General features: G+C 30.2%; 12 protein-coding genes. 11 read left to right on the top strand and 1 reads right to left on the bottom strand.

Annotation, left to right across the window (positions count from 1 at the left end; all coding sequences use genetic code 11):
- The first annotated feature begins 2 nt into the window (after positions 1–2).
- From JYG23_RS08425 to JYG23_RS08415, 3 genes are read left to right on the top strand one after another with little or no spacing between them, the layout of a single operon-like run.
- Complete coding sequence (locus JYG23_RS08425) at positions 3–1,142, top strand: acyl-CoA dehydrogenase (protein ID WP_207235176.1); 1,140 nt, start codon at positions 3–5, stop codon at positions 1,140–1,142.
- A gap of 38 nt (positions 1,143–1,180) precedes the next feature.
- A complete protein-coding gene (locus tag JYG23_RS08420) occupies positions 1,181–1,966 on the top strand; it encodes an electron transfer flavoprotein subunit beta/FixA family protein (protein WP_207235175.1) in 786 nt (261 codons plus the stop codon).
- A 46-nt stretch (positions 1,967–2,012) separates the two neighbouring features.
- A complete protein-coding gene (locus JYG23_RS08415; protein WP_207235174.1) occupies positions 2,013–3,017 on the top strand; it encodes an electron transfer flavoprotein subunit alpha/FixB family protein in 1,005 nt (334 codons plus the stop codon).
- 51 nt (positions 3,018–3,068) lie between these two features.
- Here the strand turns inward: JYG23_RS08415 and JYG23_RS08410 are convergent, their stop codons facing one another.
- Complete coding sequence (locus JYG23_RS08410) at positions 3,069–3,284, bottom strand: alpha/beta-type small acid-soluble spore protein (protein WP_207235173.1); 216 nt, start codon at positions 3,282–3,284, stop codon at positions 3,069–3,071.
- A gap of 541 nt (positions 3,285–3,825) precedes the next feature.
- On the opposite strand from JYG23_RS08410, the gene JYG23_RS08405 reads away from it, so the two are divergent.
- From JYG23_RS08405 to JYG23_RS08370, 8 genes are all read left to right on the top strand, one after another.
- The gene (locus JYG23_RS08405) at positions 3,826–5,715 is read left to right on the top strand and encodes an ABC transporter substrate-binding protein (protein WP_207235172.1); all 1,890 of its coding nucleotides are present in this window, start codon (positions 3,826–3,828) and stop codon (positions 5,713–5,715) included.
- Positions 5,716–5,735: 20 nt separating this feature from the next.
- On the top strand, positions 5,736–6,719 hold the full coding sequence (locus JYG23_RS08400; RefSeq protein ID WP_207235171.1) for an ABC transporter permease: 984 nt from the start codon (positions 5,736–5,738) through the stop codon (positions 6,717–6,719).
- A gap of 14 nt (positions 6,720–6,733) precedes the next feature.
- Positions 6,734–8,581 (top strand): ABC transporter permease subunit, encoded by a 1,848-nt coding sequence (locus tag JYG23_RS08395; protein WP_207235170.1) that lies wholly within the window; start codon positions 6,734–6,736, stop codon positions 8,579–8,581.
- Between the two features lie 15 nt (positions 8,582–8,596).
- Complete coding sequence (locus tag JYG23_RS08390) at positions 8,597–9,589, top strand: ABC transporter ATP-binding protein (RefSeq protein ID WP_207235169.1); 993 nt, start codon at positions 8,597–8,599, stop codon at positions 9,587–9,589.
- Positions 9,579–11,036: an ABC transporter ATP-binding protein gene (locus tag JYG23_RS08385; RefSeq protein WP_207235168.1), complete on the top strand. Its 1,458-nt coding sequence runs from the start codon at positions 9,579–9,581 to the stop codon at positions 11,034–11,036. The genes JYG23_RS08390 and JYG23_RS08385 overlap by 11 nt, the downstream gene beginning before the upstream one ends.
- Positions 11,026–11,214 (top strand): hypothetical protein, encoded by a 189-nt coding sequence (locus tag JYG23_RS08380; protein ID WP_207235167.1) that lies wholly within the window; start codon positions 11,026–11,028, stop codon positions 11,212–11,214. Before JYG23_RS08385 ends, JYG23_RS08380 begins: the two co-directional genes overlap by 11 nt.
- Positions 11,215–11,695: 481 nt before the next feature.
- Entirely contained in the window at positions 11,696–13,636 is a 1,941-nt protein-coding gene (locus JYG23_RS08375; RefSeq protein WP_207235166.1) for an ABC transporter substrate-binding protein, read from the top strand.
- 101 nt (positions 13,637–13,737) lie between these two features.
- Entirely contained in the window at positions 13,738–14,721 is a 984-nt protein-coding gene (locus JYG23_RS08370) for an ABC transporter permease (RefSeq protein WP_207235165.1), read from the top strand.
- The last annotated feature ends 6 nt before the right edge of the window (positions 14,722–14,727 follow it).

The raw sequence follows: 14,727 nt of genomic DNA, 5'->3' as shown, positions 1-14,727 counted from the left end.
TTATGGATTTTCAATTAAGCAAAGAACAGACAATGGCAAAAGAATTATTTAGATCATTTTCTGTAAATGAAGTTAAACCATTAGCACAAGAGGTCGATGAACAAGAAAGATTTCCTGTTGAAACAGTGGATAAAATGAAAAAATATGGCTTTTTAGGAATACCATTTGCAAAAGAATATGGTGGCCAAGGTGCAGATTACTTAACTTATATTTTAGCAGTTGAAGAATTGTCTAAAGTTTGTGGTACTACAGGAGTTATCGTTTCAGCACATACATCACTTTGTGCTGCACCAATCAATGAATTTGGTACTGAAGAACAAAAACAAAAATATTTAGTACCATTATCTAATGGTAAATATGTAGGAGCTTTTGGACTTACAGAAGCAGGCGCAGGTACTGATGCTGCTGGTCAACAAACAAAAGCAGTACTTGAAGGAGACCATTATGTATTAAATGGAAGTAAAATATTCATTACTAATGCTTCTTATGCAGATGTATACATAATAATGGCAATGACAGATAAATCAAAAGGTACAAGAGGAATATCAGCGTTTATAGTTGAAAGAACTTTCCCAGGATTCTCTGTAGGAAAAGAAGAGCACAAAATGGGAATTAGAGGTTCAGCAACTTGTGAATTAATAATGGAAAATTGTATAGTTCCAAAAGAAAATTTAATTGGAAAAGAAGGCCAAGGTTTCAAAATTGCAATGAAAACATTAGATGGCGGTAGAATTGGTATAGCTGCTCAAGCACTTGGTATTGCTCAAGGCGCAATTGATGAAACTGTTAAATATGTAAAAGAAAGAAAACAATTTGGCAGATCAATATCAAAATTCCAAAATACACAATTCCAATTAGCAGATATGCAATCAAGAGTAGATGCTGCAAGATTATTAGTTTATAAAGCTGCTGTAACAAAGGATTCTAAGAAACCTTATTCAGTAGATGCTGCTACAGCTAAATTATTTGCTGCTGAAACTGCAATGTTTGTAACAACTAAGGCAGTTCAATTATTTGGTGGATATGGTTATACAAGAGAGTATCCAGTTGAAAGAATGATGCGTGATGCAAAAATAACTGAAATTTACGAAGGTACTTCAGAAGTACAAAGAATGGTTATTAGTTCTAGTATGTTAAAATAATTGGAAAAGTTATTAAGGAAAATAAGGAGGATAATACTATGAATATAGTAGTTTGTGTAAAACAAGTACCAGATACAACAGAAGTTAAGCTTGACCCAAAAACTAATACACTTATTAGAGATGGCGTGCCAAGTATAATAAATCCAGATGACAAAGCAGGCTTAGAGGCTGCTTTAAAAATAAAAGATGAAATAGGAGCTCACGTTACAGCAATATCGATGGGACCTCCACAAGCAGATGTTGCATTAAGAGAAGCATTGGCAATGGGTGCTGATGAAGCTGTATTGGTTTCAGACAGAGCATTTGGTGGTGCAGATACTTGGGCTACTTCTACAACAATTGCTGCAGCAATTAAAAACTTAGATTATGATTTAATTATTACAGGAAGACAAGCTATTGATGGTGATACAGCTCAGGTTGGACCACAAATAGCAGAACATTTAGGATTAGCAAATATTAGTTATGCAGAAGATATTAAGGTAGAAGGCGAATATGTTACAGTAAAAAGACAATATGAAGATAGACACCATATTTTAAAGGCTAAAATGCCTGTATTAATAACTGCATTAGCTGAAATGAATCAACCAAGATATATGACACCAAGAGGAATATTTGATGCATATAGAGAAAAACAAGTAAAATTGTTTACATTAAATGATATAACAGTTGATACTACAAATATTGGCTTAAAAGGCTCTCCTACTAGAGTTAAAAAATCATTTACAAAACAAGCAAAACAAGCAGGAAAAGTCTACAACAATGTTGATGCTAAAGAAGCAGCTGGCATTTTGGTCAATGCTTTACAGGAAAAACATTTAGTATAAGTATAATGACTAATCTAATTAATTTAATTTTAGTGGAGGTAAAAAGATGAATTTAACAGATTACAAAGGTATTTTTATTTTTGTTGAACAAAGAGATAAAGAAATACAAAAAGTATCACTAGAGCTAATTGGCAAAGCAAAAGAATTAGCAAGTGCTATAAATACAACTGTTACAGCTGTTTTATTAGGATATAAAATGGATGAACAGGCAAAAGAGCTAAATTATCATGGAGCAGATAACGTTATATTTGTAGAAAATGAAGTTTTAGACACTTACATGACTGAACCATATGCATATTCAATGTTTGAAGTTATAAAAAAATACAAACCAGAAATTGTTTTGTTTGGTGCAACAGCTATTGGTAGAGATTTAGCTCCAAGAGTTTCAGCAAGAGTACACACTGGTTTGACAGCAGATTGTACAGGACTTGACGTAAATGTTGAAGAAAATAATAATCTAATGATGACAAGACCAGCATTTGGTGGAAATATCATGGCGACAATAGCTTGTCCAGAACATAGACCACAAATGGCAACAGTTAGACCAGGTGTTATGAAACAAGCAGAATATAATAAGGATAACAAGGTTAATGTTGAAAAAATTGAAATAAACATTCCAAAAGAACACATAAATGTTCAAGTTCTTGAAGTAATAAAATTAATTCAAGAAAAAATGAATGTTGAAGATGCAAAAGTTCTAGTATCTGGTGGAAGAGGAATGGGAAAACCAGAGAACTTTAAAATGTTAGAGGAATTAGCAAATTTATTAGGTGGAACTATCTCTGCTTCAAGAGCAGCAGTTGATGCTGGTTGGGTTGATAAAGATAGACAAGTTGGACAAACAGGAAAAACTGTTAGACCAAATCTTTATATAGCATGTGGTATTTCTGGAGCAATTCAGCACTTAGCAGGTATGGAAGAATCTGATTTCATAATTGCAATCAATAAAGATGAATATGCACCAATATTTGAAGTAGCAGATGTTTCAATAGTTGGAGATGTTCATAAAGTAATACCTCAATTTATTGAAGAATTAAAAAAAGTAAAATAAATATATAAAACCGAGGCGTTTACGCCTCGGATTTTTTTGTAAAATAATGAATTAATATGTTCCTTTACCGCTCATTTGATTTTGAGCCATTTCAACTAACTTTTTAGTCATGTATCCACCAACATAACCATTTTGTCTAGCTGTTAAGTTACCTTTATCCATTGATTCATAATTAGCTAAACCTAATTCGTTAGCTATTTCTGTTTTCATTTGGTTAAGAGCTTGCTTAGCTTCTGGAACTACGATATTGTTTGATCCTGTATTCATATATTTATCTCCTTTCTTTAAGTTATGATATTATTATTTGTAAGATTAAACTTTTTAATCATGTAAATAAATGTCTTATTAGAAAAAACTTCTTTTAATTTTTTAATTAACCATTTTTCAATAAAGTATAAAAAAATTTATAATTAAATTTTATTCGACAATTTATTTACTATAATAATATACTATTATAGTAACCAAATTTTATATATATATATGTGTAAAATATATGATGTTTAAAAAAAATATGTAAAATTAGATCTATAAATTAGTAGTAATTGTAAGTATTGAAAAATACTGATGTGTTTATCTTAATATTTTAATTAAAATTATAGAAAAAATTTTATTGTTGTATTAGTATTATTGAAATTTTGTTGTTTTTTTATATTGAATGTAAAAGACGAAAAATGTATATTATGCAATGGTAATGTTGCAAATTGCAGAATATTGTGATATTATGTAAAAAATACGTGCTTATATTTATATATAAATACGTATTTAAAATGATTTTATGAGTTTGTCACAAATTTTGGAGGTATATTGATTGAAAAAAGTTTTAGTATTTATTCTTACATTAGTTTTAGTAATTATTTTAGGCGGTTGCATAAATAATAATAAAGATAATGCATCAAGTATCAATAACTCAGATTTTTCAATAAATTACGAAATGGAGAAGGATAAACCAGAGGTAAGTGGAAGCATCACATTAGGTAGTAATACACAATTAACAGGTAATTTTTGGTCATCTAATTGGGGTAATAACGCTCAAGATGCAATAGTTAAGGATTTAATACACGGATATGGAATTGTTACATACAAGAAAGAAACAGGTGAATACGGAATTGATGAAACAGTAGTTAAAGAAATAGTATCTACTGAAAATGAAGATAAGACAAAAACATACAAAATTACTATAAACAATAATCTAATGTGGAATGATAATACAAAAATTAGTGCTAAAGATTATGTATTTACTATATTATTTAGTTCAAGCATACGAGTGAAAAAATTAGGTCTAGACAATACATATGGAGTTAATTTCATTGGATATGATGATTATTCACAAGGCAATACGGACATTTTTAGAGGAGTAAAATTAATTGATGATTATACATTTTCATTAACAATAAAGGCTGAAAAGTTACCATATTATTATGATGTAACTTTAGTTGCTGTTAAGCCAACTCCAATGCATATTTTCTTACCAAATGTAGACATTGTTGATTATGGGAATGGAGCTAAAATAACTGGTCAATTTACAACAGATGTAATTAATAAAACAGTCTTGAATACCGAAACAGGTTATAGATATATGCCCAAAGTAACATGTGGACCATATCAACTAGATAGTTTCGATATTGCTACTAGAACAGCAATACTAAAAAATAATCCATTTTTTATTGGTGATTACAATGGTCAAAAGCCACAAATCGGACAAATAATACTTAAGCCAACTACATGTTCTAACCAAATTGATGAGTTGATTACAGGTACAGTTGATATTCTTCCTAATATTGGTGGAATAGAAAATATTGAACCTGCTTTGAATGCTGTAGATGAAGGGTTAATATCATATTCTACTTCTCCTAGAAATGGATATGGGAATTTAACATTTGTGTGCGATTTAGGACCAACTCAATTTGTAAAGGTCAGACAAGCTATTGCACATTGCTTAGATTCACAAGAGTTTACAAGGCAATATTCTGGTGGCTATGCATCAACAATTTATTCTGCATATGGATTAGCTCAATGGATGTACCAAGATAATGCAGAAGTTATAGAAAAAGAGTTCAATAAATATACGCTGAATTTGGAAAAGGCAGAAGAATTACTGATAGAGGATGGTTGGATTCTAAATAATAATGGAAATAGTTTTGTTAAAGGAAAAGATAAATTGCGTTTTAAAATGTTTGATGGAGAACTTATGCCTTTAACCATAAAACACTTGACTGTATCTGATAGTATGGTATCAAAATTAATAGTTTCTATGCTGGTTCCAAATATGGAGGCTGTAGGTATGAAATATGAGCGAACTATTGTGGATTTTTCTGTTTTATTAGACAATTTATATGGCAAGGTTTCTAATAGACAATACAATATGATGAATTTAGGAACTGAATTCAATCCAATGTTTGATCCGTACAATAGATATAATCCTAACAAAGAATTTTTAGGATTATATAATAATAACTATTTAAATGACTATGAATTGTTTAGATTAGCTAAAAATTTAAGAGAAACATCTTCTAATAATAGGGAAGAGTTTTCTAAAAAGTGGTTAGAATTTGAAAGAAGATGGAACGAGTTATTGCCAGATATTCCATTATACTCAGATCAATGTCATGCGTTTTATAGTACTAAAATTAAAAATTATGATGCTGATTCAATGTGGACTTTTCAATATGCTATACTTTATGCATATTTAGATGAGTAGCATAAAATAAGGAGGCATAGATGTTTAGATATATTATAAAGAGATTAGTGTATTTAATCTTTGTTTTTTTTATGTTATCTGTGATTTTATTTGGAGTTTTTAAAATGATTCCAAGTGATCCTGCTCGTTCAATTATAGATATTGATTTAATGAATGAAGATCCAGTAAAATATGAAGAGGCTTATCAAGAAGCAAGAGAGAAATTAGGATTAAATGAGCCTATTTATCGTCAGTATGCAAACTGGATGGTAAAAATGCTCCATGGTGATTTTGGATATTCAATACAATATAGACAACCGATAAAACAAATTATTAAACAACCACTAATTAATACTGCAAAATTAAATTTAGTTAGTTTTGTGTTTGTATTTTTAATATCAATACCACTTGGTATAACAACTGCTGTTAAAAGATATTCTAAATATGATAATACTATTCAACTAATAACAGTTATTGGTGTTAGTATACCGTCTTTTATTATTGCATTAATTGCCATATATATATTTAGCGTAAAGCTACATATATTTCCTATCAATGGAATGAAGACTATAGGAAAACAATATACAGGTATTAAAGCTGGACTTGATTCTTTACACCATATGGCTCTTCCACTAATAGTTATGTTTTTTACATCGCTAGCCAGTACTACTAGATATGTTAGGGCAGCCATGATAGAAGTATTGAAAAAGGATTTTATAAGAACAGCAAGAGCAAAAGGATTAAGTGAGAAAATAATTATTTATTTACATGCTTTTAAAAATGCGCTAATTCCTATAGTGACAGTTTTTACTTGGTGGTTTGTAGGAATGTTTGGCGGTTCAATAGTAATAGAAAATATATTTTTATGGAATGGCATAGGCAAAATTTTGATAGATTCTTTAAAGCAACAGGATTATTCTTTGGTACTTGTGATTAATATGTTTTATATTCTTCTTTCACTACTAGGAAATATAGTGATGGATATAGGTTACATGATAGTTGATCCACGTGTTAAATTATTGTGATAGGAGGATGAATAGTGAATAAACAGGCAAATAAAAATAATAATCTTATTACGTTAATAATTAACTCATTAAAACGTATGTTTTTAGGCTATAACACAGTTGAACTGTCTATAATGGAAGAAGAACAAATGCAAAGTACATATATGACAGCATTGAAAAAATTTCTTGAAAATAGAGTGGCAATTATTTCTGTATTAGTTTTTATGTCAATTTTCATAGCTTGTTTTGTATTGTCTGCTATATTTCCATTAGATGTTAGTTTTCAAGATACAACTCAGCAAAATATATCACCTGGATACAACATAATGAATTTACCAAAAGAATTGAATGGAAAAGTTAAGTCGATTGGAGTGGGCTCAACATTTGGAGTAGGATTAGATAATGAAGGAAAAATGTATACTTGGGGTAAATTGGATTCAAAGCTAACGAGATTACTTCGAGAAAGCTCTAAAAGTGATATTAGTTATAAAATTGTTTCTGCTGGATTGAATCACATTTTAGCTGTAACTGCGGAAGGCGAAGTTGTAACTTGGGCTCCAGACAGATTTAATTTGAATATAATTCCACTAGAACTTAAAAATGAAAAAAATATAAGACAAATTGAGGCTGGATATCAATTTTCTGTTGCTGTTACTCAAGAAGGTAAATTGTATATTTGGGGTAACACTAATTTTCTTGGACTGTTAAATCAAAATACAATTCCTGAAGATGTTCAAGGACATGTTAGAAAAGTTGCAGTCAATACAGATAATATTATAGTTTTATTGAAAGACGGAACAGTTAGGGTTTTAGGTACTGAAACTCCTTCATATAGTAATATGCCAAAACTATCAAGGATTGTTGATATAGCTGCTACTGATAATGCTGTTGCAGCTTTGAAAGACAATGGTAGAGTATATGTTTGGGGAAATCCAATGTATGAAATATTAGATATACCCAAAAAAATTGCTACAGATATAGTTAAAATATCAGGAGGCAGATCACATTTTAATGCTATAGACGCAAGAGGTGTAGTATATTCGTGGGGAAGAAAAAACTACAATCAAACACATGTACCAGCTAACATAAAAAATAGGAAAAGTAAAATAGAAGTAGTTTATTCGGGATATTTTCAAAATTATGCTGTTGATATTAATGGAAATGTTACAACATGGGGATTAAAAGGATACTTGATGGGAACAGATGCATTGGGTAGAGATGTTTTTTCTAGGTTAGTTTCGGGTGGTAAAGTTACACTTACTGTAGGAGCAGTTGGCGTAATTATTCAAATTGTATTAGGAATATTAATAGGTGGCTTGGCAGGATATTATGGTGGACACGTTGACAATATTTTGATGAGAATTGCAGAAATAGTTGGTTCTATACCATTCCTTCCTCTTGCAATGACCTTAACAGTAGTAATTGGCAATAGACTTTCAGAAACACAAAGGATTATAATGATAATGTTTATACTTGGAATATTAGGGTGGAGTGGCTTAGCTAGGCTAGTAAGAGGACAAATATTGGTGGAGAAAGAAAAAGAGTTTGTATTAGCTGCAAAAGCAACGGGTATAAAGAATAGAGTTATAATATTTAGACATATTATGCCAAATGTGTTAAATTTGGTTATTGTTAACGCAACACTATCCTATGCAAGTTGTCTATTGATGGAATCATCATTATCTTATTTAGGTTTTGGTGTGCTTGATCCAAATCCAACATGGGGAAATATGCTAACTGGAGTTAATTCCTCAAATATTATAGTAACATATTGGTGGAGATGGCTATTTACAGCATTGGCTTTATCAATTTGTACTATTTGTATTAATGTTGTAGGAGAGGCTTTGAATGAGTCATTAGACCCAAAAACAAAAAATAGATAGGAGCGTTAATATTAAATGTCATTACTGGAAATTAAGGATTTGCATACATTTTATGATACTGATATAGGTACAGTAAGAGCAGTTGATGGAGTTTCGTATTCGATTGAAAAAGGTAAAACTCTTGGGATTGTTGGTGAATCTGGTTGTGGTAAAAGTGCTGCTGCAATGAGTATAATAAAATTACTAGATGATAATGGTTATATAAATAGCGGAACCATTAAGTTTAAGGGCAGAGAATTAACCAAGTTATCTATAGATGAAATGTGTAAAATTCGTGGAAATGAAATCTCAGTTATTTTTCAAGAATCTATGACGAGTCTTAACCCGATTTTTACTATAAAAAAACAAATTGCAGAATCATTTATCATACACCAACACATGTGCAGAAAAGAGGCCAATAAAAAATCTTTAGAAATGTTACATGATGTTAAAATACCAAATGCTGAAGTTGTAATAAAACAGTATCCATATCAATTGTCGGTTGGAATGAGACAGAGAGTTATGATAGCAATAGCCTTGGCATGTAAACCAGACCTTCTTATTGCAGATGAACCTACTACGGCATTGGATGTAACCATACAAGCGCAAATCCTTAAACTTATGAATGAATTAAAAAAAGATAAAGGTACATCAATATTGTTTATAACACATGATTTAGGTGTAATTAATCAAATGGCTGATGACATTGCAGTTATGTACTGTGGCGAGGTAATTGAGATGGCAGAAACAAAAACAGTTTTTAGCAATACAAATTATTGTCATCCATATACAGAAGCGTTGATAAAATCAATACCTAAATTGAATACAAGTAAAAAACATAGACTTGATTCAATCGCTGGTTCTGTTCCTCATCCTATGCATTTACCAAAAGGTTGTAAATTTTCTGCTAGATGTCAATATGCTACAAGAAAATGTGAAATAGAAGCGCCACCACTAGTAACTGTTTCGAATAATCATAAAATTAGATGCTTTTATCCTGACAAGGAGCAAAGAAAAGATGAAATATAATAAGACACTAATTAGCATAAATAATGTGATTAAAACTTTTCCTGTAAAAAAACTACATATGCTTTATAAGGAAAAAATTAATTTTAAAGCAATAGATAATATTTCGCTAAATATTTCCGTGGGCGAAACAGTAGGAATTGTAGGAGAAAGTGGGTGTGGTAAATCTACGTTTGGAAGAACTATTTTGCAATTATATAAACAAACATCAGGAAGAACTATGTATTATGGTAAAACAATAGAAGAACTTCATCCTAAATATATTAAAATATTATTAAAAAATTTGAAAACTGAGATAAATAGATATAATAAATTACTGGAAAATAAAAATAAATTAGAGAAACAAAATAAATTATCAGCTAGTTACAATCATATAATTAGATTAAGAGAAATTAACAAAAAAGAGCAAGAGTTATTATTAGATATAACAAATATTATTGGTGGCTTTATAGTTGCAGACAATATAGACTATATTTCACAACTATTTTTAAAAGAATATAAAGCAAAATTACATGCGGTAAAATTAAAAGATATAATTAATAGCAAAAATACAAAAAACATAAAAAAAACGATTGATTTATATAATAAAAAACAATTAATTTCTAAGGAAATGAGAAAGCTAATAAATAAGGAAAAAGAAAAATATACTCAGAATCTTGAGTTTGAGAAATATGAAAATAATTTGGATAATGGAATTAATCTCGCAAAATTAACATCTTCTGAAATGAGATTATTAAGAAGAGACTTACAAGTAGTTTTTCAGGATCCTCACTCATCATTAGATCCAAGAATGACAGTAGGCCAAATAATTGGTGAAGGATTGCTAGCACATGGAATATTTAAAAAAAATGATGATAAAATGCAAGAATATATAATGAAGATTATGGAGGACTGTGGATTATCAGGATATATGCTACATAGATATCCACATCAATTTTCAGAAGGACAAAGACAAAGAGTTAATATAGCAAGAACATTGGCGCTTAAACCTAAATTTGTAGTATGTGATGAGGTAGTAAGTGCTTTAGATGTTTCTATACAATCACAAATTATCAATTTATTATTAGATCTAAAAGAAAAAGAAGGGTTGACATATTTATTTATATCACACAATCTAAATGTAGTAAAATATATTAGCGACAAAATAGGTGTAATGTATTTAGGAAATTTAATTGAACTATGCGATTCAGAAGAATTGTTTAAAAATCCATTTCACCCTTATTCTAAAGCATTAATAGATTCTATTCCAACAACGGATGGTAAAGATGATAATATGATTTTACTCGAAGGTGACATGCCTAGCCCTATTAATCCACCAAATGGTTGCAAATTTCATACAAGATGTCCTCATTGCAAAGAAATATGTGAAAATGTTATTCCAGAGTTTATAGAATATGAAAAGAATCATTTTGTCGCTTGCCATATGAGAGGTAAAAAGAATGATATTTAAAAATAAGCTGGATAGAATTTTAAATATAAAAAAAGAACAAGAAAATATAACACAAAATATAGAATTAGAAAAAAATGATTTATTGGCTCTTTTAATCTCGGGATTTATTATATTAATTCCTGCTTTGTTATTTGTAATAGTAATATTTTCAAGTCTGTTTTTGATTTTTTTACATTAAACTATAGTTTTCAAAAGAAACTGTAGTTTTTTTATATACTAGGAAAGTTTTACTTCTAGTATATAAAAAACGAGGATTGCAAAGGACGGGACGTCCTTGCCTTTAAGGGGGGGGCTCAGTAAAAATGCTTATGAAGTAGGCATTTTTACGCCGAAGGGGGACATAGGTCCCCCTAGCGGAGTTGCGTAGCAACTTTTTTATTGCCATTAAATTGTTGTACAAATGTATGAATAATCAAAATTAAAATAATGTAAATACTTAGATAATTATGTCGATAACTGACATAATTATACAAAAAATATCGTAAAAACGGGTAAACGTCTAGAAAATAGTATATATATATAAATACTTTGTTGTATATATAAGTAATATATAGTATTATATTCATAGTAATAAATAGAACATCTTAGTAATATATATACATAACAAAACTTTTAAAAGTCTTAATAAGACTAAAAAAATTTTTAGGGGGTTATATTTAATGAAAAAAATTTTAGCATGCATTTTAGTTTTAACATTATTGCTTAGCATCACTGCTTGTCAAAAAGATGAAGAAACACCACCAGTTAATTCTGGTGAATCTAAAGTAGGGGAAAATGAAGGCAACAATGAAGGCAACAATGAAGACAACGACGAAGATGTTAATAAAGGACCTTCAGGTAGCATTACTCTAGGTAGTACAACTGAATTAAGTGGAGATTTTTTCACATCTATGTGGGGAAATAATGCACAAGATGCTTTAGTAAAAGACTTAATTCATGGTTATGGAACAATTGGATTTCAAAGAGAAACAGCTGCATATGGTGTTGACACCACAGTAGTAAAAGATTTAAAAGCAATTAAAAATAATGATGGAACAAAAACATTTGAAATTGAAATCAATAATGATTTAACTTATTGTGATGGTACTCAAATCAAAGCTAAAGATTATGTATTCTCAATTTTATTTATGTCTCATCCAGAAGTTGCAGATATGGGAGCTGATACATCAAATTACATTGATTTTGTTGGCTATGACGAATTTAACGAAAGACCTGAAGATAGTGAAGAAGGTCAAGTAAGCGAAGTGTTTACAGGCGTTAGATTATTAGGCGATTATAAATTCTCAGTTGTAGTTAAGGCTGAAAAATTACCTTATTTCTATGATGAAGTACTAGCAAGTGTTTCACCAACGCCAATAAAAGTATTAGCTCCAAATGCTGATGTTAAAGATGAAGGCGATGGTGCTAAAATTACAGGCGAATTTACTACAGAAATATTGGAAAAAACTATAAGCGATACTGATACTGGATATCGTTATAATCCAAAAGTAACTTGTGGACCTTATATGCTTGACAAAATGGATCAGACAACTAAGATAGCTATATTAAAGGCTAACCCTAATTACAAGGGCGACTATAACGGACAAAAACCTCAGATAGCTCAAATAGTAATTAAGAAGGTAAATGCAGCAACTCAAATTGATGAATTAGTAGCAGGTGATGTTGATATATTATCAAAAGTAGGTGGTAAGGATGGTATTCTTCCTGGATTAGATGCTGTTGATAATGGAAGTATTCAATGTGCAACGTTCCCAAGATGTGGATATGGAAAGATTACATTTATATGCGATATTGGACCTACCCAATTTATTAAAGTACGTCAAGCTATAGCTCACTGTTTAGACGTTCCAGAGTTTGCTAGACAATATTCAGGTGGATATGCTTCAACAGTTAATGGTGCTTATGGTGTTGCACAATGGATGTATAAAGATAATGCAGCAAAGATAGGAAAAGAATTTAATAAATACGCACTCAATATAGCAAAAGCTGAAGAGCTTCTTATTGAAGATGGTTGGACATTAAATGAAAAAGGTAATGAATTTGTTAAAGGAACTGATACAATACGTCATAAAATGGTAGATGGAGAGTTGATGCCATTATTAATTAAACACTTAGCAACTACTAACAATCCAGTTTCTGATTTGTTATCAACAATGTTACCTGCAAATATGGAAAGTATAGGTATGTCATATGAACAAACAGCAGTTGAGTTTCCAGTGTTACTAGACAACTTATATGGTGATGTTCCAGAAAGAATATATAATATGATGAACTTAGCTACAGGATTCAGTCCAGTTTACGATCCTTTCTACTCATACAACACTGAAGACAGATATATGGGTATTTCAAACTGTAATTATATTAGAGATGATGAGTTAATGAGTTGTGCTAAAAAAATGAGAGAAACAGAACCAAGCGACAAAGAAGGATATTCAGAAAAATGGTATAATTTCCAAAAGAGATGGAACGAAGTTCTTCCAGATGTTCCATTATACTCAGATGAATATCATGCATTCTTCTCTAAGAAACTTAAAAATTATGATGCAGATTCTTTCTGGACTTTCAGATATGCAATTTTATATGCAAATGTAGAAGAATAGTCTAATCGCTCATAGTTATATAGAGTATAAATTGGGTGGTAGTTGGGCAGAACACAATGTGTGTCCAGTTATCACCTTTTTTACAATACAAGGAGGAAAATATGTCAAAATATATAATAAAAAGACTAATTTATGTTGCTTTTGTATTTTTTATACTTTCCATTATATTATTTGGAATGTATAAATTAGTGCCAGGAGATCCGGCTAAAATGATGGTTGATCAAGAATTAGCGGCAAAAGATCCAGCGAAATTTGAACAAGCTTACCAAAACGCACGTAAAACGTTGGGCTTTGATAAACCAGTATATGTGCAGTATTGTAAATGGATGGGTAAAATGTTAACAGGCAATTTCGGATACTCATCAATATATAGGAAGGATGTTGCGGAAGTTGTTAAACTTCCTTTATTGAATACGGCAAAATTAAATATACTAAATCTTATTTTGGTTTTTGCAATAACTATTCCTCTAGGTATCACGACAGCTATCAAAAGGTATTCAGTATATGACAATACAGTGCAAGTTCTAACTGTTATTGGTATAAGTTTGCCTTCATTCATTATAGCTTTAGTATGCATATATTTTTTTGCAATTAAGACTCCTATTTTCTTTATAAGTGGTATGGCAACTGCTGGAGCTGATTTTCATGGTATAAGATTATTTTGGGATAAACTTCACCACATGCTATTACCTTTGTTAGTAATGACATTATTTTCGCTAGCTAGTATTACTAGATATGTACGTGGTGCGATGATAGATGTTTTAAGGATGGATTTTATTAGAACAGCAAGAGCAAAGGGATTAAGAGAAAAGGTAGTTATATACTCACATGCATTTAGAAATGCGCTTATTCCTGTTGTAACTATATTTACATGGTGGTTTGTAGGTATATTTGGTGGCTCAATAATTATTGAGCAAATATTCTTATATAACGGAATGGGACAAATTATGATTCAATCTTTAAGAAATCAAGATTTTGCTCTGTGTCTCACTATGAATATGTTTTATATAATCTTGGCTTTGGCAGGAAATTTAATCATGGATTTAAGCTATTTGTTAGTTGATCCAAGAGTAAAATTATCATAAGGAGGA

It is taken from the genome of Sedimentibacter sp. zth1 (assembly GCF_017352195.1).
GTDB lineage: Bacteria > Bacillota > Clostridia > Tissierellales > Sedimentibacteraceae > UBA1535.
The sequence above is the reverse complement of the archived record's forward strand: the minus strand, read 5'-3'. Positions and strand labels throughout refer to the sequence as shown.

Bases quoted from the DNA above. Each gene is read 5' to 3' on its own strand.
- JYG23_RS08380 (WP_207235167.1), top strand. From the start codon at position 11,026: ATGATATTTAAAAATAAGCTGGATAGAATTTTAAATATAAAAAAAGAA.
- JYG23_RS08375 (WP_207235166.1), top strand. From the start codon at position 11,696: ATGAAAAAAATTTTAGCATGCATTTTAGTTTTAACATTATTGCTTAGC.
- JYG23_RS08425 (WP_207235176.1), top strand. From the start codon at position 3: ATGGATTTTCAATTAAGCAAAGAACAGACAATGGCAAAAGAATTATTT.
- JYG23_RS08415 (WP_207235174.1), top strand. From the start codon at position 2,013: ATGAATTTAACAGATTACAAAGGTATTTTTATTTTTGTTGAACAAAGA.
- JYG23_RS08390 (WP_207235169.1), top strand. From the start codon at position 8,597: ATGTCATTACTGGAAATTAAGGATTTGCATACATTTTATGATACTGAT.
- JYG23_RS08370 (WP_207235165.1), top strand. From the start codon at position 13,738: ATGTCAAAATATATAATAAAAAGACTAATTTATGTTGCTTTTGTATTT.
- JYG23_RS08385 (WP_207235168.1), top strand. From the start codon at position 9,579: ATGAAATATAATAAGACACTAATTAGCATAAATAATGTGATTAAAACT.
- JYG23_RS08400 (WP_207235171.1), top strand. From the start codon at position 5,736: ATGTTTAGATATATTATAAAGAGATTAGTGTATTTAATCTTTGTTTTT.
- JYG23_RS08420 (WP_207235175.1), top strand. From the start codon at position 1,181: ATGAATATAGTAGTTTGTGTAAAACAAGTACCAGATACAACAGAAGTT.
- JYG23_RS08410 (WP_207235173.1), bottom strand. From the start codon at position 3,284: ATGAATACAGGATCAAACAATATCGTAGTTCCAGAAGCTAAGCAAGCT.